Below are 21404 nucleotides of genomic sequence, written 5' to 3' on the forward strand. Positions count from 1 at the left end.
CCCACCGGTTGTTGCTCCGCCCCATGAGGTACCCTTTCGCGATCCGATGGCCCCGGCTCAGACGAAAGAGGGCTTGCGCTCGGACCGGCGCGAGCGTAGCGATGCCCTCTGGCCAGGGTCAACGCGGCCCTCTTTCCGATGAAGCTCTCGCTCGCCACCCGCATCTTCCTGGGCTACGCGGTGGTGCTCGTCACCTTCGGCGCGGTGTCCCTCTTCAGCGTCGCCGAGCTGCACCGCAACCAACTGGAGATCCGTCTGGTCAGTCAGGGCTACCTCCAATTGTCCCAGGACGCCGCCGCGCTCGACTCCTTCCACACCAATCAGGAGAAGGACACCGAGCGGCTGTTGGAGGAAGGCAACGCGGAGACCCGGCGCGCCCTCATCCGGCTCGCCCGGCTCTATGTCCCCTCGCTCATGTCCGAGCGGCTCAACGATGCGCTCGCCCGGGCTCGCGAGGTGCGCGCGCTGGCGCCCCCCGGTGAGGTGCCCTTCGTGCAGGACCTGGAGTCACGCCTGGGCGAGCTGGCCCATCGCTACCCCACCTATGGCCGGGCGGCGGAGGCCGTCTTCACGGTGCTCGCCAGCGAGTCGCCCCCCGCGGACGAGGTGACACGCGCCGCCACCGAGCTGCGCCAGCAGGAGAACGCCATCGGCCGCGACATCCGCTTCCTGCGCGCCGCCCTCACCAACCGCATCCGCGAGCGTGTGGACGGGGCCGAGGACCGCGAGCGCCGCACGGGCCTGGCCATCATCACCCTGTCCGTGCTCGCCATCATCGTGGGCCTGGTCGCCACGGCCTGGTCGGCGCGCACGCTGCGCCCGGTGCGCACCCTCATCGAGGGCGTGTCGCGCATCGGCCGCGGCGACTACAGCGCCCAGCTCGGCGTGCGCGGCGAGGACGAGGTGGCCGTGCTCGCCCGCGAGTTCGACGCCATGGCGCGCTCGCTCCAGGCGCGCGAGGCCCAGCTCAAGGCCCAGGCCGAGGCCCTCATGCGCGCCGAGCAGCTCGCCGCCGTGGGCCGCATCTCCGCCCAGGTCGCCCACGAGGTGCGCAACCCCCTGTCCTCCATCGGCCTCAACGTGGAGCTCATGCAGGACGCCTTCGAGCACGCCACCTTCGACTCGCCCGACGAGGCACGCGAGACCCGGGAGATCCTCGCCGCCGTCACCCGCCAGGTGGACCGGCTCACCGAGGTCACCGAGCAGTACCTGCGCATGGCCCGCCCGCCCCGCCCCAGCCTCGAGCCCACCGACGTCACCGAGGTGATCGCCAGCGTGCTCGACTTCTCCCGCGAGGAGCTGGAGCGCGCCGGGGTGGAGGTGGTGCGCGAGCTGTCCCCCGAGCCGCCCCGCGCCCTCGCCGACGAGGGCCAGCTGCGCCAGGTGTTCCTCAACCTCCTGCGCAACGCCCGCGAGGCCATGCTCGGCGGAGGACGGCTCACCATCGCCACCCAGGTGCAGGCGCGCGACGTGGTGGTCGCCCTGCGCGACACCGGCCGCGGCATGACCGAGGCGGTGCTCTCCCGCATCTTCGAACCCTTCTTCACCACCAAGGAAGACGGCACGGGCCTCGGCCTCGCCGTCTGTCAGCAGATCCTCCAGGCCCACGGCGGGGAGCTCTCGTGTCAGAGCGAGCCCGGCCGGGGCACGACCTTCTTCGTCAGGCTTCCCCGCGCATGAGCTTCACCTACCACCGCGACGTGCTGCCCAACGGCCTGCGCGTCGTCACCATCGAGACCCCGCACCTGCACACCGCGCTGCTCGCCGTGTACGTGCGCACCGGCAGCCGCCACGAGTCCGTGCACAGCAACGGCGTCAGCCACTTCCTCGAGCACCTCTTCTTCCGCGGCAGCGAGGGCTGGCCCGACACCGTGCGGATGAACTCCGCCGTGGAGGAGGTGGGCGGCAACCTCAACGGCGTCACCACGCGCGACCACGGCTACTACTACACCCCCCTGCACCCCGCGCACCTGGACGTGGGCCTCGCCATCCTCGGCGACATGCTCACCCGCCCCCGCCTCACCGACATGGAGGTGGAGCGCAGCATCATCCTCGAGGAGATGCTCGACGAGGTGGACGACAAGGGCCGCGACATCGACATCGACAACCTGTCCAAGCGCCTGCTCTTCCCCGACCACCCGCTGTCCTTCAAGATCGCCGGCACGCGCGAGTCCGTCTCCGCCCTCACCCATGCGCAGGTGCTCGAGCACTTCGCGCGCCACTACGTCACCGGCAACCTCGTGGTGTCGGCCGCGGGCCGCGTCAAACGCGACGAGGTGCTCGCGCTCGTGGAACGTCACTTCGCGCACCTGCCCCAGGGCCCCGAGAGCCTCGACATCCCTCCGCCCCTCACTCCTCGGGGCCCTCGCCTGCACGTCGTCACCCACGACGAGGCCCAGACCGAGTTCCGCCTGTCCTTCCGCACCGTGCCCGAGCACCATCCGGACTGGCCCGCGCTCCAGCTCCTGCGCCGCTTCCTCGATGACGGGCTGTCCTCGCGGCTGCCCTTCGAGATCGTCGAGAAGCGGGGCCTCGCCTACTCCGTGCACGCCTCGCTCGAGGCCTTCCACGACGCGGGCATCTTCGAGATCGAGGCCGCGAGCGCTCCGGAGCGGGCCTCGCTCGTGGTGGGCGAGATGTTCCGCGTCCTGGGCGAGCTGGCCCAGTCCCCCGTGGCCGAGGAGGAGCTGGCGCGCGCCAAGCGGCGGCACCGCATGCTGCTGGAATTCTCCCAGGATTCGCCGGGAGAGCTTTCCGGGTGGTTCGCGGGAACCGAGTTGTTCCGGCGTCCCGAGTCCTTCGGCCTGCGCGCGGACCTGGTGGACGCGGCCAGCGCGATCCAGGTGCGAGACGTGGCCCGGCGCTACTTCGCCCGGGACAACCTCACCGTGGTGGCCGTGGGCCAACGTAAGGGAATCAAGGCCTTGGAGAAGGTGGTGGAGAACGCCGAGGGCCTGCCATCCGCCACTTGACGATGTGCGGGGCTCGTTGAACGCACGTGCTAGCCGCCATCCCCCGCCCCCCTATACCCTCGCCCTCGATGACGCCCGACCATCGGGGGATGTGGCACATGATGAACGCGGTCGAGGGCCCACGAGAACCCGTCATCTTCAGTCAGGTGATGGATTCCCTCTTCCGGCTCACCGGCAGGCAGCGCTTCGACGCGGACACCCGCAAGCGCCTCAAGGCCATTGGCGTCGACATGGATCAACCGCTGCTGGTCGCCTATTCGGTGCCCATCTGGCACGCCACCGTCGGTGTCTGCGCGGAGATCCTCCACCCCCACCTGCCCAGTGATCAGGGGCGCTATCGCATCGGCTACGCGCTCACCGACGCCTATGGGCGGACCACCATGGGCAGCGCCGTGCTCCAGCTCTTCCGGATGCTCGGCTGGCAGTCCTCGCTGTCCCGCATCACCCGGGGGCTCCAATCCGGGACCAACTTCCTGTCGGCCAAGACCCGGTTCCTCGAGGGGGGCGCGCTCGAGGTGCGCTTCGAGGTGCTGCCCGAGTTCCACGCCGCGCTGGGCAACCAGTCCGGCATCGAGCCCCACTTCATGAACGGCAGCATGGACGCGATGATGGCGCTCGTCGGCGCGCCGTTCCGCTCCGGGGAGTACCAACCGGACCAGTCCGGCCTCCAGCACACCGTCTTCGTCCTGCACCGCAAGGACTGAGCCCTCCATGAAGCCCTCCCCCGTGGACTGGCGCGCGCGCCTGGAAGCCTGTGGATTCGAAGGGGCGTGGGACGTCCCCCCCGGCTACGCGGCCCACGTGCTGCGCTCCTGGCGCGAGCCGCTCGCCGCCGAGGCCGCCCTGCGCGAGCAGCTCGAGCAGCAGCCCGAGGACAAGGACGCGCTCAAGACGCTCATCGCCCTGCTGCGCGAGCTGGGCCGCGGCGACGAGGAACACTCCCTGCGCCGCCAGCTCCAGGAACGGCGCTGCCAGGATCTGCGCGTCCCCGAGCACGCCCGCGACACGGTGATCTCCTACCTCGAGGCGGCGGAGACGGGCTCCCCTCCGCCCGAGCGCTCGGCCGACGCATACGTGAGCGCGCTGTTCGATCTCTACGCCCCCACCTTCGATGACAGCCTGCGGGGCTTCCTCGACTACCGCGCGCCCGAGCGGCTCCTGGACGCGGTGCTCACCGCGCTCGGACCCCGGAGGGAGCTCGACGTGCTGGACCTGGGCTGCGGCACGGGGCTCGCCGGTCCGCTGCTCAAGCCCCTCGCCCGCAACCTGGAGGGGATCGATCTGTCCACGGGCATGCTGGACAAGGCACGCGAGCGCGGCGTGTATGACGCCCTGCATGCCGGGGAAATCACCGCGCGACTCGCCGCCTCCCTCGCGCGCCCGGATCTCATCGTCGCCGTGGACGTGCTCGTCTACTTCGGCGCGCTGGAGCCGCTCTTCGCGCAGGTGGCCCGGCGGCTCGCGCCCGAGGGCCTGTTCGCCTTCACCGTGGAGAAGAGCACCGAGCCGGGCTACCGGCTCCAGCCGAGCGCGCGCTACGCGCACCACCTCGATTACGTCCGGCACTGCGCCCACGTGGCGGGCCTGTGTCCGGTGGTGGAGCGCGAGGACACGCTGCGCCGACAGGCGGGCCAGCCCGTCATCGGCCACGTCGTGGTGCTCGCCCACGCCGCCCCTTAGCGGCGCCCGCCCCGCATGATGAGCGGCCCCGCGGCCTTCTTCCGGGGCAGGTTGTTCTTCAGCTCCTTCTGGATCTCCAGGTACTCCTCATTGCGCGCGTCCTGCTTGAGCGCCTCGGCGATGAGCTTCAAGCCCTGCTCGGGCTTCGTCCGGGTACGCGCGTAGAGGTCGGCGAGCGCCACCTTCTCCTCCAGGGTGGCCTCGCCCAGCGCCAGCAGCCGCTCCAGGGAGGCGACGGCCGCGTCGTCCTGGGCCGCGCGAGCCTGCAGGCGCCACAGCCGCGAGAGCGCCGGGGCGAAGCGGGAGTTCTCGGTGAGGGCGAAGCCGTAGTCCTCCTTCGCGAGCTGGGCGTTGCCCGAGCTCTCGTGCATGAGGCCCCGGACGTACAGCGCCCGGGCCGAGTCCGACTGCGCCTTGAGCGCCTGCTCCACGAGCCGCTGCGCCTCGACCTTGTTGCCCGCCTCCCACCGCAGCTCGGCGAGCCGGGCGAGCAGGTCCGCGTTGCGCGGGTTCTGCTCCACCGCCTGGGCGAGCAGCTTCTCCGCGTCCGCGCGGCGATCCAGCTCCGTCAGCACCCCCACCCGCAGGGCGACGTACTCCGGCCTCAGCGCATCCTCGGGGGGAATGCGCGACAGATCCTGCTCGGCGTACTCCGCGTAGCCGTTGCGCAGGAAGTAGCGCGCGCGCAGCACCCGCGCGGACGTGAGCCCCGGTTGCTCCTCCAGCAGCCGATCCATCAACTTCGCGGCGAGCACCTCCTCGCCCTTGGCCAGGAGGATCTCCGCCTCCACGACCTTGGCGTCCAGGTCGTCGGGACGCTCCTTCTGGATGCGCTCCAGCGTCTTGAAGGCCTCCTCGTGCTGGCCCTGCATCGTCTGGAGGTGGGCGAGCCGGAGGATCTCCGGATCGCGCAGCTGATCGGCGTCGCGCAGCTCGAGCAACACCGCGATGGCCTGCCGGATGAGCCCGTCGCGCTCGTAGCGCTCGGCCAGCCTGCGCTTGATGTCGGGCGCCTCGGAGGGATTGAGCGTCATGGCCTGCTTGAGCGCCAGGATGGCCGCGCCCGAGTTGCCCGCGCGGCGCTGGGCCTCGGAGAGCTGGACGAGCGGCTCGGTGCGGTCGGGCGCCAGGCCGGAGGCGGCGCTGAAGGCGCGCGCGGCCAGCTCGGGCTGGTTCTCGTTCAGCAGGGCATGGCCCTCGTTCATCTTCGCCTGGTAGCGCTGCTCCTGGTTTCGGGCGGAGAGCGAGTCGGAGTCCTTGCAGGCGAGCGACAGCAGCAAGGGGAGGGCCCAGAGCGGGCGGAGGAGTCTCGAGGGCATCGCGGGGTCGGGGGCGGACACGCTACGGCGAGGGGGAAGTCGAGGCGCTGGGGCGCGGGAGAGGGGGCATGCCGGACACCAGGGGCGCGGGGTTGAGCGCCAGGACGAGCAGGCTGCGCATCGCCTCCTTGAGATCCTCGCCCACGCTGGCCGAGCCCGAGGGCGCGCCCTGGAGCTCCGGAGGCACGGGTTGGCCGACCACCACCAGGGGCAGGCGGATGTCCCAGGTCAGGAAGTGGGCCAGCTTCACGGCCGCGTCCGTGGCGTCGAAGAGCAGCGCGCCCACCGCGCCCGCGCTGAAGGGCCGCCACAGGGGGCGCGCCGCCTCCGCCGGGGGCAGGACGCAGAAGTCCAGGCTCAGCAGCTCGTTGAGGGCCAGCCGCCCGAGCGTGCCGAAGCCACTGCGCACCGCGGGAGGCTCGGCCGCCACGGCGGCGATGTCCGCGAGTTGGGAGAGCAGCCGCCGCGCCACCGCGGGCCCACTGCCACACACGAAGATCTTCGCCACGGCCTCGCGCGAGGAGCCCCGGCCCCGGAGGATGCGCCCGCGCAGCGCGTGCAGCTCCGCGGTCCCCAACAGCGGCGCTTGGGTGCCCTCGTCCGAGTCGCCGTCGGTCATGCGGGCCACGCCCTTCTGCAGGAGCGTGTGCAGCACCCCCACCACGTCCAGGTCCGTGGCCGGCGCCAGGTCCAACACCTCGCCCAGCGAGCGAGGCTGGCGCAGCAGATCCACCACCTGCGCCGTCACCGGGTGCTGGTCCTGGGTGAGGTCCGCTTCCGGCGCGAGCACCAGCCGGGTGTGGCGCGGCGGCAGTCCGGGCAGCAGCCGGTTCACCTCGTCCGCCTGCCGCATGGCCTCCAGGAGGGCGCTGTCCATGGGGCGCTGGATGCGGGGCTTGCCGCTCGTGTTGCCGGGCGCGAAGGTGAACGTGCCCTCGGTCCACACGAGCAGCCGGAACAGGGCCTTCTCCCCTTCCGCGCGGCCCACCCGGGCGTTGAACGGGCGGCCCTCCATGACGACGATCTCCCCGCGCTCGTTGCCCCGCTCCAGCGTCAGCTTGCCGCTGCGCTTGTTCATCCCGAGGATCTGCATCAGATCCGGAATGCCGAGCTGGCTGAGCGAGCCTTCGATTTCCTGCGCCTCGCTCTTGAGATCCTTGGCGGCCTCGCTGCGGCGGAAGACGTGCTCGATGCGCGAGAGCACCTCGTCGAGGTTGAAGGGCTTGCGCAAAAAGCCATCGCGCAGGCCGCGCAGCTTGTCCGCCTCGAACTGGCTGGTGGACACCACCACGGGGATGTCGTCCGTGCGCGGGTTGGTGTGCAGGATGTTGATGAAGGTGCGCGCATCCAGCATCCGGCACGCCTCATCGAAGAGGATGAGGTCCGGGTGGCGCAGCACGGCGACCTCCAGGGCGCGCGAGCCATCCGGCGCGTAGTGCACCTGGTACCCCTTGGTGCGCAGGGCCCGCGACAGCGGCCGTACGGACTCGAGGTCGGGGTCGGCGATGAGGATCTTTCGGACCTGGGCCATGGGGGGTGTTCCTCGCCGGGTCAGTACGGCTGCAGATCGTACTCGGCCTGCAGACGGGTGATGAGCCCATCCACCACGGCGGTGTCCGATGAGTGGAAGCCCCAGGTGGCGCCGAGCCCCCGGCGCTGGATGAGCGCGTAGGCGGCGTTCTCCGAGAGCCAGAGGATGAACTCGTGCCGGCTCATGCGCTCGTCCCCCTCCAGGAAGACGGGCGTGAGGGCCCGGTGCGACTCGAGGTCCATCCGCCGCCCGAGCAGGTAGATGCGCGAGGCCATGTCGGGCGAGGCCGACTCCAGGCCCTGCACGATGGGCAGCTCGGAGCGGATCTCCGGACTGCCCACGTACAACAGCCCACGCGAGGTCGGATCGCGCATCAGCTCGCGCGCGATCTCCACCTGGAGCTCGTCGAAGAGCGCGTCGGACACCTTGCCGCGGCGCGAGGGCTCGGCGTTGTCCTCCACGGGCAGCCGGGGGCTGGAGGCGTTGCCGAGCAGCAGATCCACCTCGTCCCAGAAGGGCAGCGTGTCGAGCATGAGCTTGCGCTGCAGGGACGCGCGGCGCTCGTCCATGCGCCGGCGGCAGCGGTACATCAGCTCGTCGAAGTCCTCGCCGTCCTTGGGGAAGGTGCTCGCCCCGCCCACCAGCGCGAGCGGCAGCCGCGCCTCCACCTCCTGCGCCTCGGGCTCCTCGCGCACGGCGGCCAGGGCGCGGCGCACGAACATCATGGCGCCGAAGAAGTCCGTCTCCGGCAGGAGCAGGTAGAACTCCTGGTCGCTCGCCTTGGCGATGACGTCCGAGTCGCGGACGATCCGCGAGAGCGCCTTGATGATGCCGCGCACGGCGAGCTTCGCCTCCGTGGCGCCCAGGCGCATGCGCACCAGGGGCAGGTTGTCCACGCTGAAGGTGAGCAGCGAGAACATGCGCCCGTAGCGCCGCGCCTTGTAGATTTCCTTGGAGGCGTAGTCGGTGAAGTAGCTGAGGTTGTAGGCGGCGGTGTCCCGGTCGCGCAGCCCGAGCCGCTGCAGCGCCAGCATCTTGCGGCCGTTCTTGACGCCCACCGCGGCCGAGTCGCCGAGGATCTTCGCGTAGTGCAGGTGCTCGGCGCGGAAGTCGCCCGCGAGCGGATCCGACAACTGCGCCAGCCCCAGCAACTCGCCGTTGTTGACGAAGGGGACGTAGAGGATGGGCGAGCGCTGCTCGTGCGCCACCCAGGGCTGGCCCTCGCGCATGGAGGGGCCGAGCGGACCCTCGGTGCTGATGCGATCCACGAGGAAGTGCCGGTCGAGCAGACCCCGGTAGGCGCGCAGGACGAGCTGACCCCGGTCATCGGAGATCCACAGGGCGGCGCTCTGGGCGTCACACACGGAGGCGAGCTCGGCGGCCACGCGCTCCTGGAGCCACTCGAGGTCCGGCTGGGACAGGAACTCCAGGCAGCGCTGGTGCAGGTGCTGGTAGCGGGCGAACTCCAGGTTCTCGTTCTGGAGCTTGGCGCGCTCGTGGCGCAGCTGGGCACGCTCCAGGGCGCGCTCGGTGGCCAGGAGCAGGTCCGTCTCGTCCACGGGCTTGGGGAGGACGACCGCCACCCCCACCTTCAACGCCATGGCCGAGCCCTTCACGTCCTTGCGCGTGCTCACGAGGATGACCTCCTGGGCGGGGTCGCGCTCGCGCAGCTTCTCGGTGAGGGAGATGCCATCCATGCCCGGCATCACCACGTCGGTGATGACCAGGTCGTAGGAGGCGCGGCCCACTTCTTCCAGGGCCTGGGCGGCGCTCTCCACCGTGACGACGCGGTAGCCCCGCCGGGAGAGCATGTCGGAGGCGAGCTGCCGGAAGAATTGGTCGTCGTCGACGACGAGGATGGGACCGGCCACGGCGGGGGGGGAACTCGGGACGAGAAAGGAGTGGAAGGAGTGGAGGTTAGCGGCCCGGAGCATCCGGGACAACGCCGGTGAAGACGAAGGAGGCGGGACCGCGCAGGCGGATATCGGACAGATCCGAGGCGACCCAGATGAACAGGTCCCCTCCGGGCAGGCGGACACGCGACCAGTCCTCGGCCGGGCGTCGCTTCGCCAGGACCGCCGCCACGGCCGCCGCGCAGGCGCCGGTGCCACAGGCCTGGGTGAGGCCACACCCGCGCTCCCACACCACCACCGTGAGGCCATCCGCGTCCACGCGGACGAACTCGACGTTGGTGCGCTCGGGGAAGTCGGGGTGGCGCTCGAGCACGGGGCCGAGGCGGCTCGCGGTCTCCAGGGGCTGATCGAGCAACACCAGGTGCGGGTTGCCCATGCTGATGGCATGGCCGCGCAGGCCGGCGTGGCCCGGCACGGGCTCGTCGAGGAAGGGCCGCTGGGTGGCGCCCGAGGGCAGGTTCGGCTCGACGAGCCGCGCGGGCCCCATGGAGATCTCCACCTGGGCGACCCCATCCGCGCCATAGCCGGGCACGCACGCGAGCAGGCCCGCGCCCGTCTCCACGTCGATGCGCTCGGGCTTCTCGCCCGAGTTGTCCACCAGGTACTTCACGGCGCAGCGCAGGCCGTTGCCGCACATCTCGGCGATGCTGCCATCGGAGTTGTGCACCACCATGCGCGCCATGCCCGTCTCCGAGGGCAGCAGGCTGAGCACTCCGTCCGCGCCGATGCCCAGGCGCCGATCGCACAACCACTGGGCGGTCTGGGCATCCACGTCCACGCCCGTCTGGCGGCGATCCAGGACGATGAAGTCGTTACCGAGGCCGTGGTACTTGTGGAAGAACTCTGTGGTGCTCATACGCGGAAGTCGTTTCAGCCCGGCTCATCGGGCTTGGAGGGTGAGGCGGTGGGCGCCGGCGCACTGGGCTTGGGGCGGCGCAGCAAATCGTTTTTTACCGCGTTCAGCTCGGCGTGGGCACGAGCATAGATGTGTTGGACGGAATCTGGTTCCTTGCGCGCGGCCCCGGCCTTGAGGGTGGCCAGTTCGGCCTCCAACGTCGAGACCCGACCTTCCAAGCGCACGCGAGCCGCCCGGGCCACGGTGAGGTCCGAGGCCAGGCGCTCCCGCTCGGACATGAGGCGGGCCTTCTCCGCGGCGTCGTTCTGTTTCTCCAGCTCGGCCACGCGCTCCCGGGCCGTCTCCAGCTCGGCGCGAACGGACTCGAGCTCGGCGCGGAAGGCCTCGAGCCGGCCCTTCTCCTCCTGGAGCGAGGATTCGAGCGAGGTGACCTTGCCCGCGATGCGCCGCGCGGACTCGAGTTGCAGGGTGAGCAGCTCCTGCTGCTCGCTCTCGGAGGCCAGCCGGACGCGCGTCTGGTCCAGTTCCTCGCGCAGGTTTTCCACGAGGACGTCCCGATCCTGAAGCTCCGAGCGAGCCGCCTCGAGCGCGTCCGCGTCCAGCCGGGCCTGGGCCTGGGCGGCCTCGAGGGTGGCCAGCCGGGCGCGCGCGGCCTCCAGCTCGTCCCGGAGACCTTCCAGCTCCATCCGGCTCTCCACGGCATCGCGCTTGCGGGCCTCGCGCTCGGCGGAGGCGGCGGCTTCACGCGCCTGGGTCTCGGCGAGCCGGGCCTCGGTGTCCTCGAGCTTCTCACGGGCCAGACGCAGGTCGGCCTCGTGCGCCTGGGCGGTGGCGGACAGCTCGGCGAACGAGCGCTGCTCCTCTTCCAGGCGCGCCTCGAGAGCCTCCACCCGGAGGCGTCGCGCCTCCCCTTCCTCCCGGGCCGACGCCAGCGCCGCTTCCAGTGACTCGCGCACCTCGGCGAGGAGCGCCTCCGCCTCCTGACGCTCCGCGGCGAACAGGCCCTCCAGCTCGGAGCGCTGCCGCTGCTCGGCCGCCAGCTCCTCCTGGAGGATGCCCAACGATTCCACTGCCTGGGCGCGGCCCTCGCGCTCGGACTCCAGTCCGGCCTCGGCGGCGGCGAGCGACGTCGCCACCTCGGCGTGCTTCGTCCGCTCGGTGTCGAGTTCCGCCTGCACCCGAGACAGCGAGGCCTCGATGGCCGCCCGGCCGTCGCGTTCCACTTCCCAGGCCGCGCTCATGTCGGTGAGCGACTCGTCCGTCTCGGCGCGCTTCGCCCGCTCGGTGTCCAGCTCCTCCTGGACGCGCGTGAGGGAGTCCTCGAGACTGGCTCTCGCCAGCCGCTCCTCGGCGAGCTGCTCCTCGAGGGCCGCCAGGGACGTGTCCACCTCGGCCCGCCGCCGCTGCTCGTCGGCCCGTGTCTCCTCGGTCCGCGCCAGCGACTGCTCGGCCTGTTCCCGCCCCTCGCGCTCCGAGGCCAGGGTCTCCTCGAGCACGACGAGCCGGGAGCGTTCGGCCTCCAGCTCCGCGCGGAGCGACTCCAGGGCGTGCTCGGTCCGCTGCTGCTCGGCTTCCCGCTCCGCCCGCGCCTGGAGGAGCGAGTCCCGGGCCTCGTCGCCCTGGGTCCGCTCCGCCTCCCACTCGGCCTGGAGCCGCGCGAGCGACTCCTCGGAGAGACCCCGTGCCTGTTGCTCGGCCTCGAGCGCGATCCGGGTCTCGGCCAGGGCCTCTTCCACCTGGGCCCGCTGCTGGCGCTCCGCCTCGAGCTCCTCCTGCGTCCGGGCCCCTTCGCGCGCCGCCTGGACGTGCCGCTGCCGCGTCGACTCGAGCTGCTCGTGGGCCTCGGCGAGCGCCTCCTGGGTCTCCGCCAGGCGCTGCTGCTCGGCCGTGAGTCCGGACTGGGCCAGGGCGAGGGACTCCTTCAACCGGAGCCGCGCATCGCGCTCCAGCCCGAGCTCCACGAGCGTCCGCTCCCGCTCCTCGTCGGCCCGGACCCGAGCCTGCTGCTCGGCCGCGATGTTGCCGTGGGTCGCCTTCAGCTCCTCCTCGAGCCGGGAGATGGACTCGATGTCCGAGGCCCGCACGCGCTCCAGCTCCGCGAGGGACTCCTCGACCTCCGACACGCGCCGCCTCAGGACGCCGCGCTCATCCGCCCATTGCTGACGTTGCGCCTCCAGACCGGAGAGGGCGCGCTGGGCGTCGCGCCGCGCGGCCTCCTCCAGACGAAGCTGGTGCTCCAGCTCCGCGAGCCGCCGCGCCTGATCCTCCCGCTCGGCCCGCTCCTGCGCCGCCTCGGCCGTGGCCTGCTCGGTGCGCTCGCGCTCCTGGGCCACGGCGTGCTCCAGCCGCCCCTCGGCGAGCCGGCGCTCCTCCTCGATGGTCTCCTCCAGCTCCGCCGCGGCGCGTACGCGCTCCTGCTCCAGCGACGACAACCGGGCGCGCGCCTCGGCGAGCTCCTGTTCGAGTCGCGCGGCCGCCGCCCGGAGCAGTTCCTGGGCGCGGGAGTGCTCCTCGCCCTCGGCGTTGAGCCGCTGCACCTCGGCACGTGCCGCGGTGAGCTCGGTGTTCACGCCGCGCAACTCGGCCTCGCGCGCGGTGAGACGCAGCTCCGCGTCGCGCCGTGCCGCCTCCGCGGCCGAGACCCGCCGGGAATGGGCCTCCAGCTCCCGGGACACGCGCGACAGGTCGGCGTCCTGCAGGCGCAGGGACTTCTCCGCCGCCTCGCGCGCGTGCTCGGCGCGGGCCACGTCCGCCTTGAGCATCTCCACGGCGGCCAGTGCCGTCGAGTGCTGCTCGGCGAGGCGCACCTCGCGCTCCCGCGCCGCCTCCAACTGCCGCCGCGAGTCCTCGGAGTACTCGCGTGCGCGCTCGGCCCCGAGCCGATCCTTCTCGCGCTCGACGCGCACGCTGGCCAGCTCGTCGCGCAGCTCGCGCTGATCGGCGTACGCCTGGGCCAGACGCCCGCGGGACTCCTCCAGGGTGGTGCTCAGCTCCTCGAGACGCGCGCGCTCCAGCCGCATCGCCTCCTGGGCGCCCAGGGCCTGGGCCTCGAACTCCTTGCGGGCGCGCTCGGCGGACTCCACCTCCAGCCGCTGCTGGGTGAGGCGCTTGTCCGCGTCCGACAGGCGCTCCATGGCCACCTGGAGCTCCAGGCTCGTGCGGCGCAGACGCGAGGCGAGCTCGTCGCGCTCGCGGGCGGAGTCGGGAGTGCCGCGCGCCTGCTCCAGTTGCGCGGTGAGGCGGGCCACGTCGCTCCGGGCGGACTCCAGGGCGGGCTGGAGGGCGAGCACCTGGGCTTCGCGATCCATCAGCTCCGCGCGCGCCCGGGCGAGGGACTCCTTGAACTTGCCGGCGCGCTCCTCCCAGCTCTTGCCGCGCTGGGCCACTTCATCGAGCTTGCCGCGGGTGAAGGCGAGCGGCTCGGGGGGCAGTTGCACCCAGGTGGGGTCCACGATGCGCGCGGGATCATGCCCCGCGACGACGAGGAAGTAGGCGGCATCGCTCCCGTGGATGAGGGTGCCATCGACCTGGAGCCCATCGCCCTTCTCGAAGGCGAGCTGGTAGCCCAGCACGGGAGACTGGGTGGCCACCTCCACGTGGGGGAAGTGGGGCGAGAGCGCGTCGAGCAGTTGCCCGTACGTGGGCGGCGCCTCCTCCTCCACCTCCATGAGCTGCCAGAGGGCGAGCCCCGCGCCATTGCGCAAGCCGCCCACCAGATGGCCCTGCCGGCTGACCAGGCGCGTCAGCTCGGCGAGCAGCGTGGGAGCGCGCACGTAGGGGGCGAGGTCGGCCACGAGCACCAGATCGAAGCTGCCGGGCTCGAGGTCGTCGTAGACGTTGGCGCGGAAGCGCAGCGAGGGGCCACCATGGGCCTTGTGGGCGGCCTCCACGGCGGCGACGTCGGCGTCGCAGGCCACCACGGTCCGGGCCCCGCGCTCGAGCAGGAAGCGCGCGCTCTCCCCACCCGTGGTGGAGACCGCGTCCACTTCCAACACACGGCGGCGGGCGAAGAGGCTCTCCGCGAAGATGTACCGGGGCAACAGCTCACTGCTGCCCAGGCGGCGGAATGTAGGGTGCATGAGGTCCAGCGGACGAGTATAGCCCCGGGGAGGATTGTCCCAAGCAAAGCACCGGGGTCAGGAGATCGCCTCGCTGCCCGGATGAAGGGAGAGCAAGCACCATGAGTTCCCCGATGAGTCCCTCCCAGCACCGGCCGAGCCTCGGCCGCCGGGCCACGAGCGCCTTCACGCGGCTTCTCGTCACCCTGCTCGTGCTGGGCCTGGGGGCGGCGGTGGTCTTCCTGCTGTCGCAGCTCAACGCGCGCACCTTCTCGCTGGCCCAGGAGAACGGGCAGTTGGTGGTGATGAAGGGCCGGCTGTTGCCCACGGGGGCGGTGCCCTACCGGCCCGGGGATGCGCGGCTGGCGGACGCCTATGCCCCCCTGGGGGTGGAGGGCCGGGACGTGAGCATGCTCGTGGAGCGCAAGTTCACCGAGCGCGACGAGCTGGACCGGGCCCTCTTCCCGCTCCTGGAGTCGCTCGCCCAGCCCAAGGTGCAGTCGGATGACCCGGCCGTGCTGGAGAAGGGGCTGTACTACCTGCGGCGCGCGGAGCTGCTCACGGGGTTGACGGAGGAGCAGCGGCGCTCGCTGGGGACGATGAAGACGGAGGTGGCCTTCTTCCAGGCGAAGCAGAAGCTGGAGGAGGCGCGGCGGGGGGTGACCGAGGCGCTCACGCAGCTCAAGCTGGCGGCGGAGAGCCGCAACCGGAACACGCAGCGGGCCAACCAGATGCTCACCACCGTGGGGCCAGCGGCGCAGGCGCTGGAGAGGGCCCTGCGGGCCGTGGACGCGAGCTTCGAGGGAGCCGACGCCCCCCCGCTGCCCACCCCGGCGCCCGCCCCCGCTCCCGGGAGCGAGGCCACACCGGCCGGGACTCCGCCGTCCACCGGACCGGCTCCGGGCGCCACCGGCGAGGCCCCGGGCACGGCGCGCTGAGCACGTGGCCGCGCGAGCGGTATAACCGCCGGGTCCGAGGAGGCGTGCGACATGACGATGACCCCGGTTGTTCCCCCGGAGATGAAGAGACTCGAGCCGTTCGAGAAGAGCCTGCGTGAGGCGGGACGGAGCTACCCGGAAGTCACCGAGGACTTTCCCTGGGGCCATCCGACGCTGAAGGTGAAGGGCAAGGCGTTCGTCTTCTTCTCGCTGAGCGAAGAGGGACTCTCGCTGTCCGTGAAGCTGCCCCAGTCGCACGGCGCGGCGCTGATGCTGCCCTTCGCCGAGCCGACCGGGTACGGGCTGGGCAAGAGCGGCTGGGTCACCGCGCGCTTCGGCGCGAAGGACACGCCTCCGGTGGACATGCTGCGGCGGTGGCTCGACGAGAGCTACCGCGCCGTGGCGCCCAAGAAGCTGGTGGACCGGTTGACGGGGGGCACGGACACGCCGCGCCCGGCCGCTCCGGCGAAGAAGGCGCCCGCCACGAAGGCCACCGTGAAGAAGAGCGCGGCCGGGAAGGCCCCGGCGAAGAAGGCCGCCGCGAAGAAGCGCACGGCCAGCAAGGCCCCGGTGAAGCGGTAGGCCGACCGCGCCTACTTGCCCTTCATCACGCCGATGAAGGGCAGGTTGCGGTAGCGCTCGGCGTAGTCGAGGCCGTAGCCCACGACGAAGACGTCGTCGATGACGAAGCCCTTGTAGTCGATGGGGATCTTCGCGCGGGCGCGGGCGGGCTTCTCCAGCAGCGTGCACACCTTGAGCGACGCCGGGTGCCGGGCGTTGAGGTTCTCGAGCAGGAAGCTCATGGTGAGCCCCGTGTCGATGATGTCCTCGATGATGAGCAGGTGCTTGCCCGCCATGGGCTTGCTCACGTCGGTGGTGATGCGCACCTCGCCCGTCGTCTCGGTGCCGCCCTGGTAGGAGGACACCCCGAGGAACTCGATCGTCAGCGGCAGGTCCACGTAGCGCGCCAGGTCCATGGCGAAGAACGCCGAGCCCTTGAGGACGCAGACGAGCGTGAGCTCCTTGCCCTGGTAGTCGCGGGTGATCTGCGCGCCCAGTTCGCGCACGCGCGCCTGGAGCTTCTGCTCATCGATGTGGATGCCGACGTCCTGCTCGAAGAAAGCCACGGTCCGACCTCTACACGTACGCGTTGTTCATGATCTCCCCGAAGCCGCCGCCACCGGGGACGATGTACTGCCGATCATCCAACCCCCGCTCCTTCTCCCACAACTCCCCGGGCACCGTGCCGAACACTTCCGGTGGGGACAAGCCCCGGTCCAGGCGCAGGGCGTACACGCTCAGGTCGGGGTGCTCGCGGGTGACGCGCCGCAGGAACTCGGGGGTGACGATGAGGTGCAGGCTGAGGATGCGCCGGGGGGTGCCGGCCACCTGGTTCTTGTACAGGCTCACCGCGGTGCTCAGGCTGCCGCCGGTGGCGCCCATGGGATCGGGGAACAGGAGGAACGCGTCGTCGACGTCTCCGCCCAGCTTCGCCCCGCCGATGTTCGTGCCCACCACGATGTCCCGGGAGTCCGTCGTCCGGCTCATCATGATGTGATCCTGTCGCACCCGCGCGGGCTCCAACGTGGTGTTGAGCAGATCGTACGCCACCTGGGAGGGCAGCGTGCCGGCCCGGGCGATGTTGACCGTCACCGCGCGCACGGAGGGATCGAGCACCTCGCCCTGGTAGATGCCCTGGGGCGTGGAGTCGATCATCCGCGTGGCCACGGCCACGCGCGTGCGGGGGAACTCCGCGTTGAGGACCGTCTTCAGCAGGTCCGTGTAGAGCAGGGCCACCAGCCGGTTGATCTCCGGCTGGGTCGTCCCCTTGGCACACAGCCGGGCGAGCTGGGAGAGCAGGAACGGATTGCCCACCAGGTGGACCTGGGGCCCGTAGCGGTGGGGCAGCTCGTTCAACTGAAAGGGGATGTGGGAGTAGAGCGGGTCGTGCATGCGCTCGGGCCTCGCGGGCTCAGTCCTTGAAGAGCTCGAGCGTCTGGGGAGGGGTGGCCTCGGTGGGCTCGGCGCGGTGGCACTTGCGGCAGCGAGCCTCGTAGGCCCCGGCTGCCCCCACCACCACGCGCTCGCCCCGGTCCACCAGCCGCTGGGAGCGGTGGGCGGGATTGCCACATACCACGCAGATGGCGAGCTGCTTGGTCACGTACTCGGCGACGGCGAGCAGCTGCGGCATGGGCTCGAAGGGACGGCCCTGGTAGTCCTGATCCAGCCCCGCGACAATGACCCGCAGGCCACGGTGCGCCAGCGCCTCACACACGGCCACCACCTCGGAGCCGAAGAACTGCACCTCGTCGATTCCCACCACCTGGGTGCGGGGGGACAAGTGATGGAAAATTTCTTCAGCCCTCTCGATGGCCACGGAGGTCAATTTCAACTGGGAATGGCTGACCACCTGCGTCTCGTCGTAGCGGTTATCCAGCTTCGGCTTGAAGACCTGGACCGCCTGCTTGCCGTAGACGGCGCGCTTGACGCGGCGAATCAACTCCTCCGTCTTTCCGGAGAACATCGAGCCGCAGATGACCTCTATCCACCCGATGTCTTTGGGAAATTGGTACACGCGAGAAGCTCGTTCCGGGCGGTGACGACAGCGACAGCCACCTCTTTCACGACCCCCCCGGGACGTCAACTTTCCGGGGACCCGCCTCCCACGCCCCCCGGCGCCCATGCCCCTGGCAAGCATCTTGAAGAGGAGTGCTTCGGGTTCAAACGGTGAGGTGACGGGTGGCGGCGACAGCGCAGATGCAGGAGTCGAGTTGGGCGGGTATCGAGGGGGCTTCGTTCCACATCTCGCCGGCGGCGGCGCTGCTGGTGGTGCTCAACCTGCTGGACGGGCTCTTCACCCTGACGTTTTTACAGATGAACGTGGCCGAGGAACTCAACCCTCTGATGCGGGTGGCCTACATGCACTCGCCGCTGTCGTTCATGGCGGTGAAGCTCACCATCGTGAGCCTGGGACTCGCCCTGCTCTGCCTGCACCGCTCCATGCGGCTGAGCCAGCGCGCCATCCAGGCGGGCGCGGCGCTCTATACGGTGATTGACATCTACCACCTGGCCTTCCTGGCGCACATCGTCCACGAAATCGTCGCGTGACGCACAACCAGTCCAGACAGACTTGCTTTTCCAGGCCTGTCTGTTTCAGGCTTCTCCCAGCGCTTGGATCCGAAGGGTCCTTGGGGGGACCATGAACATCACCGACGTCAAGGTATATCCGGTTGAAGAAGACAAACTGAAGGCCTACGTGACCATCACCCTGGACCATTGCTTCGTCATTCGGGACTTGAAGGTGATCCACGGAGCCTCGGGCCTGTTCATCGCCATGCCCGCCAAGCGGCGCAAGGACGGGACGTACAAGGACATCGCCCACCCGCTCAACGCGGACACCCGCACACAGATGGAGCGTGCCATTCTCCTGGAGTACGAGCGGCATCAGCAGACGAGCATGGGAGCGATGGGCTCGTACCACCTGGAAGCCGTGGCCGACTGAGCCTGGGATTGCACGCTGGCGGTGGAAGGATCTTCCCTTCCGCCACGGGGCGCGCTAGGAGCGCGCCCCATGAGCCCGAGCGATTTCAAGGTGTTCTCCGGGAGTTCCAACCCGGCCCTGGCCCAGCGGATCTGCGACTATCTCAAGAGACCTCTGGGCAAGGCACACGTGGGGCGCTTCTCCGACGGAGAGATCCACGTGGAGATCGGCGAGAACGTGCGCGGACTGGACATCTTCATCGTCCAGTCCACCTGCCCGCCGGCCAATGATCACCTGATGGAGCTGCTCATCATGTGCGACGCGCTCAAGCGAGCGAGCGCCGCCTCCATCAACGCCGTCATCCCGTACTACGGCTACGCCCGGCAGGATCGGAAGGTGGCGCCGCGCACGCCCATCACCGCGAAGCTGATCGCGGACCTGCTCGAGGGCGCGGGAGCCACGCGCGTGGTGTCCATGGACATGCACGCCGGGCAGATCCAGGGCTTCTTCAACATCCCCTCGGATCATCTGTACGCCTCGCCCGTCTTCCTCGAGGACGCGCGCAAGAAGTTCCCCGACACGCAGGAGCTCGTCATCGTGTCGCCGGACGCGGGCGGAGTGGAGCGGGCACGCGCCTACTCCAAGCGGCTCGGCTGCACCCTGGCCATCGTCGACAAGCGCCGGCCCCAGCCCAACTCCTCCGAGGTGATGAACCTCATTGGCGACGTGGCGGGCAAGGACGCGGTGCTGGTGGACGACATGGTGGACACCGCGGGCACGCTCACCCAGGCGGCCGCCGCCCTCAAGGAGCGCGGAGCGCGCCGGGTGGTGGCCTACGCCGTCCACCCCATCCTCTCCGGGCCCGCCATCCAGCGCATCCAGGACTCGCCCCTGGAAGAGGTCGTCTTCACGGACACCGTGCCCCTGGCCCCCGCGGCCCAGGCGTGCGGGAAGATCCGGGTCATCGCCACGGATCACCTCTTCGGCGAGGCCATCGCGCGCATCCATCGCGCCGACTCGCTCAGTTCGCTCTTCGTGTAGGCGGACGGAGGAGGGCCCGCTGCTTCTCCCGCCATGCGCCTTGACTCGGGGCGCGCGCGCTGGCATGTGGCGGGCACACCCTGCCGGTCCTTGCCCGAAAAGCGAGGCGCTGCTCTTGGGGCCCGCCACGGGGGCGGGATGCCAGAGGCGCCGGGACGTCGGCGGGGAACACACCGCAGTCCACAGACCGAGGAAATCCATGTCCATCGACAAGCGCCCGCTCGAGGTCAAGCCGCGTGAGGGTTCTGGCAAGGGCGCCGCCCGCCGCCTGCGCACCCAGGGCCTCGTGCCCGCCGTCGTCTACGGCAAGCACCTGGAGAAGCCCCTGTCCATCGCCGTCGACGCGAAGGCGGTGCGCCAGGCCATCAACACCCCGCACAAGTTCAACACCCTGCTCACCCTCACGGGCGTGGGCGGCGAGCACCAGGTCCTCTTCAAGGACTACCAGCAGGATCCGCTCACCCGGCAGATGCTCCACGTGGACTTCATCGCCGTGCGCGAGGGCGAGCAGGTGAAGGTGAACGTGCCGCTGGTGCTCACCGGCCGCTCCGAGGGTGTCGCCGAAGGCGGTCTGCTCACCCAGGCCCGCCGCGAGATCGAGATCTACGCCAAGCCGAACGCCATCCCCGAGAAGATCGAGGTGGACGTGACGCCGCTGAAGATCAACCAGGCGCTCCACATCAACGACGTGAAGATGCCCGAGGGCGTGACGGTGAAGTCGCACGTCAACTACACCGTGGCGGTCGTCAGCGCGCCCGAGGGTGCGGCCGAGGCGGCTCCCGCGGCGGCGGCGGCGGCCGGCGCTGCGGCCAAGCCCGCGGCCGGCGCTGCGGCCAAGCCCGCGGCCGGCGCTGCGGCCAAGCCCGCGGCCGGCGCTGCGGCCAAGCCCGCGGCCGGCGCGAAGAAGTAGTCCCCCTCCCCTGTCACACCCGCGGGGCCGGTCCATCCACGGGACTGGCCCCGTCTGTTTTCCGGAGCCACCGTCATGAAGATCATCTGTGGACTGGGCAACCCCGGGCGCGAGTACGAGCGCCACCGGCACAACGTGGGCTTCATGGTGGTGGAGACACTGCTGCCGCGCGCGCGCGCCGAGCTTCACCAGGGGAAGTTCCAGGCCCGCGTGGGCCAGGGCACCCTGGGGGGAGAGAAGATCGTCTTCCTCGAGCCGCAGACCTACATGAACCTGTCGGGCCGCTCGGTGGCCGAGGCGGCGCGCTTCTACAAGGTGGCGGTGGAGGACGTGCTCGTGATCCACGACGAGCTGGATCTGGACTTCGGCCGCCTGCAGCTCAAGGCGGGGGGCGGCAGCGGGGGCCACAACGGGCTCAAGAGCACGGTGTCCAGCCTGGGCGAGGACGGCTTCATCCGCCTGCGCTTCGGCATCGGCAAGCCGCAGGGCCCCAACGCCAAGGAGCGGGTGGCCGGCTACGTGCTCTCCAACTTCGACGACGGGGAGCGCCGGAGGCTCGACGAGCTGCTCGCCCAGGCGGCGGACGCGGCCGAGACGTGGGTCCGGGACGGATTGGCCACGGCGATGAACCGTTACAACAAGCGGGCGCCTTGACTTCCGGGCCGGGGCACCCCTAGAAGGCCCCCTCTTCATCGTTCTTTTTCA

The 21404-nt window shown here is 70.6% G+C and carries 19 protein-coding genes; 11 read left to right on the forward strand and 8 right to left on the reverse strand.

Annotated elements, in window-relative coordinates:
* The first annotated feature begins 138 nt into the window (after positions 1 to 138).
* From CYFUS_RS34785 to CYFUS_RS34800, 4 genes are all read left to right on the forward strand, one after another.
* Positions 139 to 1680: a sensor histidine kinase gene (locus CYFUS_RS34785; protein WP_095989137.1), complete on the forward strand. Its 1542-nt coding sequence runs from the start codon at positions 139 to 141 to the stop codon at positions 1678 to 1680.
* Positions 1677 to 2972, forward strand: a complete 1296-nt coding sequence (locus tag CYFUS_RS34790) for a M16 family metallopeptidase (protein ID WP_095989138.1) — start codon at positions 1677 to 1679, stop codon at positions 2970 to 2972. The genes CYFUS_RS34785 and CYFUS_RS34790 overlap by 4 nt, the downstream gene beginning before the upstream one ends.
* A gap of 98 nt (positions 2973 to 3070) precedes the next feature.
* Entirely contained in the window at positions 3071 to 3676 is a 606-nt protein-coding gene (locus CYFUS_RS34795) for a DUF2378 family protein (protein WP_157758836.1), read from the forward strand.
* Positions 3677 to 3683: 7 nt separating this feature from the next.
* Positions 3684 to 4652, forward strand: coding sequence for a class I SAM-dependent DNA methyltransferase (locus tag CYFUS_RS34800; RefSeq protein ID WP_095989140.1), 969 nt, complete (start codon positions 3684 to 3686; stop codon positions 4650 to 4652).
* On the opposite strand, the gene CYFUS_RS34805 is transcribed toward CYFUS_RS34800, so the two are convergent.
* The 5 genes from CYFUS_RS34805 to CYFUS_RS34825 are packed head-to-tail and all read right to left on the reverse strand — an operon-like array spanning position 4649 to position 14350.
* Positions 4649 to 5971 (reverse strand): tetratricopeptide repeat protein, encoded by a 1323-nt coding sequence (locus CYFUS_RS34805; RefSeq protein WP_095992415.1) that lies wholly within the window; start codon positions 5969 to 5971, stop codon positions 4649 to 4651. The two genes, CYFUS_RS34800 and CYFUS_RS34805, sit on opposite strands and share 4 nt — an antisense overlap.
* A 22-nt stretch (positions 5972 to 5993) precedes the next feature.
* On the reverse strand, positions 5994 to 7502 hold the full coding sequence (locus tag CYFUS_RS34810; protein WP_095989141.1) for a DUF4388 domain-containing protein: 1509 nt from the start codon (positions 7500 to 7502) through the stop codon (positions 5994 to 5996).
* Between the two features lie 20 nt (positions 7503 to 7522).
* Complete coding sequence (locus tag CYFUS_RS34815; protein WP_095989142.1) at positions 7523 to 9373, reverse strand: response regulator; 1851 nt, start codon at positions 9371 to 9373, stop codon at positions 7523 to 7525.
* A 46-nt stretch (positions 9374 to 9419) separates the two neighbouring features.
* Positions 9420 to 10271, reverse strand: a complete 852-nt coding sequence (dapF, locus tag CYFUS_RS34820) for a diaminopimelate epimerase (protein ID WP_095989143.1) — start codon at positions 10269 to 10271, stop codon at positions 9420 to 9422.
* 14 nt (positions 10272 to 10285) lie between these two features.
* Entirely contained in the window at positions 10286 to 14350 is a 4065-nt protein-coding gene (locus CYFUS_RS34825) for a methyltransferase domain-containing protein (protein ID WP_157758837.1), read from the reverse strand.
* Positions 14351 to 14451: 101 nt separating this feature from the next.
* On the opposite strand from CYFUS_RS34825, the gene CYFUS_RS34830 reads away from it, so the two are divergent.
* Together CYFUS_RS34830 and CYFUS_RS34835 are read left to right on the forward strand one after the other, a co-directional pair.
* Positions 14452 to 15267, forward strand: a complete 816-nt coding sequence (locus tag CYFUS_RS34830; RefSeq protein ID WP_157758838.1) for an IF-2 protein — start codon at positions 14452 to 14454, stop codon at positions 15265 to 15267.
* A 51-nt stretch (positions 15268 to 15318) separates the two neighbouring features.
* On the forward strand, positions 15319 to 15849 hold the full coding sequence (locus CYFUS_RS34835) for an MmcQ/YjbR family DNA-binding protein (protein WP_095989146.1): 531 nt from the start codon (positions 15319 to 15321) through the stop codon (positions 15847 to 15849).
* Positions 15850 to 15860: 11 nt separating this feature from the next.
* Here the strand turns inward: CYFUS_RS34835 and hpt are convergent, their stop codons facing one another.
* Genes hpt through CYFUS_RS34850 form a run of 3 tightly spaced genes read right to left on the reverse strand, consistent with a single transcriptional unit; the run spans position 15861 to position 17965 of the window.
* A complete protein-coding gene (hpt, locus tag CYFUS_RS34840) occupies positions 15861 to 16394 on the reverse strand; it encodes a hypoxanthine phosphoribosyltransferase (protein WP_095989147.1) in 534 nt (177 codons plus the stop codon).
* Positions 16395 to 16404: 10 nt separating this feature from the next.
* Positions 16405 to 17220 carry a uracil phosphoribosyltransferase gene (locus tag CYFUS_RS34845; protein WP_095989148.1) on the reverse strand — a complete coding sequence of 272 codons (816 nt, stop codon included), beginning with the start codon at positions 17218 to 17220 and terminating at the stop codon, positions 16405 to 16407.
* A 19-nt stretch (positions 17221 to 17239) separates the two neighbouring features.
* Positions 17240 to 17965 carry a thymidine kinase gene (locus CYFUS_RS34850; protein ID WP_332468310.1) on the reverse strand — a complete coding sequence of 242 codons (726 nt, stop codon included), beginning with the start codon at positions 17963 to 17965 and terminating at the stop codon, positions 17240 to 17242.
* Positions 17966 to 18006: 41 nt separating this feature from the next.
* Between CYFUS_RS34850 and CYFUS_RS34855 the strand changes: the two genes are divergently transcribed.
* The 5 genes from CYFUS_RS34855 to pth all read left to right on the forward strand — a co-directional run bounded on the left by CYFUS_RS34855 (position 18007) and on the right by pth (position 21353).
* The gene (locus tag CYFUS_RS34855; RefSeq protein WP_232536981.1) at positions 18007 to 18375 is read left to right on the forward strand and encodes a DUF5658 family protein; all 369 of its coding nucleotides are present in this window, start codon (positions 18007 to 18009) and stop codon (positions 18373 to 18375) included.
* Positions 18376 to 18466: 91 nt separating this feature from the next.
* The gene (gene spoVG / locus CYFUS_RS34860) at positions 18467 to 18769 is read left to right on the forward strand and encodes a septation regulator SpoVG (RefSeq protein WP_002627417.1); all 303 of its coding nucleotides are present in this window, start codon (positions 18467 to 18469) and stop codon (positions 18767 to 18769) included.
* A gap of 69 nt (positions 18770 to 18838) precedes the next feature.
* The gene (locus CYFUS_RS34865; protein ID WP_095989151.1) at positions 18839 to 19789 is read left to right on the forward strand and encodes a ribose-phosphate pyrophosphokinase; all 951 of its coding nucleotides are present in this window, start codon (positions 18839 to 18841) and stop codon (positions 19787 to 19789) included.
* A gap of 199 nt (positions 19790 to 19988) precedes the next feature.
* Positions 19989 to 20699: a 50S ribosomal protein L25/general stress protein Ctc gene (locus tag CYFUS_RS34870; protein WP_095989152.1), complete on the forward strand. Its 711-nt coding sequence runs from the start codon at positions 19989 to 19991 to the stop codon at positions 20697 to 20699.
* A 75-nt stretch (positions 20700 to 20774) separates the two neighbouring features.
* Positions 20775 to 21353, forward strand: a complete 579-nt coding sequence (gene pth, locus CYFUS_RS34875; RefSeq protein ID WP_095989153.1) for an aminoacyl-tRNA hydrolase — start codon at positions 20775 to 20777, stop codon at positions 21351 to 21353.
* Positions 21354 to 21404: the final 51 nt, after the last annotated feature.

It is taken from the genome of Cystobacter fuscus (assembly GCF_002305875.1).
In the GTDB taxonomy this organism is placed as follows: domain Bacteria; phylum Myxococcota; class Myxococcia; order Myxococcales; family Myxococcaceae; genus Cystobacter; species Cystobacter fuscus_A.

What these genes read in the sequence shown, in the direction of transcription:
- CYFUS_RS34790 (WP_095989138.1), top strand. Translation starts at nt 1,677, where the DNA reads ATGAGCTTCACCTACCACCGCGACGTGCTGCCCAACGGCCTGCGCGTC.
- CYFUS_RS34795 (WP_157758836.1), top strand. Translation starts at nt 3,071, where the DNA reads ATGATGAACGCGGTCGAGGGCCCACGAGAACCCGTCATCTTCAGTCAG.
- CYFUS_RS34830 (WP_157758838.1), top strand. Translation starts at nt 14,452, where the DNA reads ATGAGTTCCCCGATGAGTCCCTCCCAGCACCGGCCGAGCCTCGGCCGC.
- CYFUS_RS34835 (WP_095989146.1), top strand. Translation starts at nt 15,319, where the DNA reads ATGACGATGACCCCGGTTGTTCCCCCGGAGATGAAGAGACTCGAGCCG.
- CYFUS_RS34865 (WP_095989151.1), top strand. Translation starts at nt 18,839, where the DNA reads ATGAGCCCGAGCGATTTCAAGGTGTTCTCCGGGAGTTCCAACCCGGCC.
- CYFUS_RS34850 (WP_332468310.1), bottom strand. Translation starts at nt 17,965, where the DNA reads ATGCTTGCCAGGGGCATGGGCGCCGGGGGGCGTGGGAGGCGGGTCCCC.
- CYFUS_RS34810 (WP_095989141.1), bottom strand. Translation starts at nt 7,502, where the DNA reads ATGGCCCAGGTCCGAAAGATCCTCATCGCCGACCCCGACCTCGAGTCC.
- CYFUS_RS34825 (WP_157758837.1), bottom strand. Translation starts at nt 14,350, where the DNA reads ATGCACCCTACATTCCGCCGCCTGGGCAGCAGTGAGCTGTTGCCCCGG.
- CYFUS_RS34870 (WP_095989152.1), top strand. Translation starts at nt 19,989, where the DNA reads ATGTCCATCGACAAGCGCCCGCTCGAGGTCAAGCCGCGTGAGGGTTCT.
- CYFUS_RS34785 (WP_095989137.1), top strand. Translation starts at nt 139, where the DNA reads ATGAAGCTCTCGCTCGCCACCCGCATCTTCCTGGGCTACGCGGTGGTG.
- CYFUS_RS34800 (WP_095989140.1), top strand. Translation starts at nt 3,684, where the DNA reads ATGAAGCCCTCCCCCGTGGACTGGCGCGCGCGCCTGGAAGCCTGTGGA.
- spoVG (WP_002627417.1), top strand. Translation starts at nt 18,467, where the DNA reads ATGAACATCACCGACGTCAAGGTATATCCGGTTGAAGAAGACAAACTG.
- CYFUS_RS34845 (WP_095989148.1), bottom strand. Translation starts at nt 17,220, where the DNA reads ATGCACGACCCGCTCTACTCCCACATCCCCTTTCAGTTGAACGAGCTG.
- CYFUS_RS34805 (WP_095992415.1), bottom strand. Translation starts at nt 5,971, where the DNA reads ATGCCCTCGAGACTCCTCCGCCCGCTCTGGGCCCTCCCCTTGCTGCTG.
- pth (WP_095989153.1), top strand. Translation starts at nt 20,775, where the DNA reads ATGAAGATCATCTGTGGACTGGGCAACCCCGGGCGCGAGTACGAGCGC.
- dapF (WP_095989143.1), bottom strand. Translation starts at nt 10,271, where the DNA reads ATGAGCACCACAGAGTTCTTCCACAAGTACCACGGCCTCGGTAACGAC.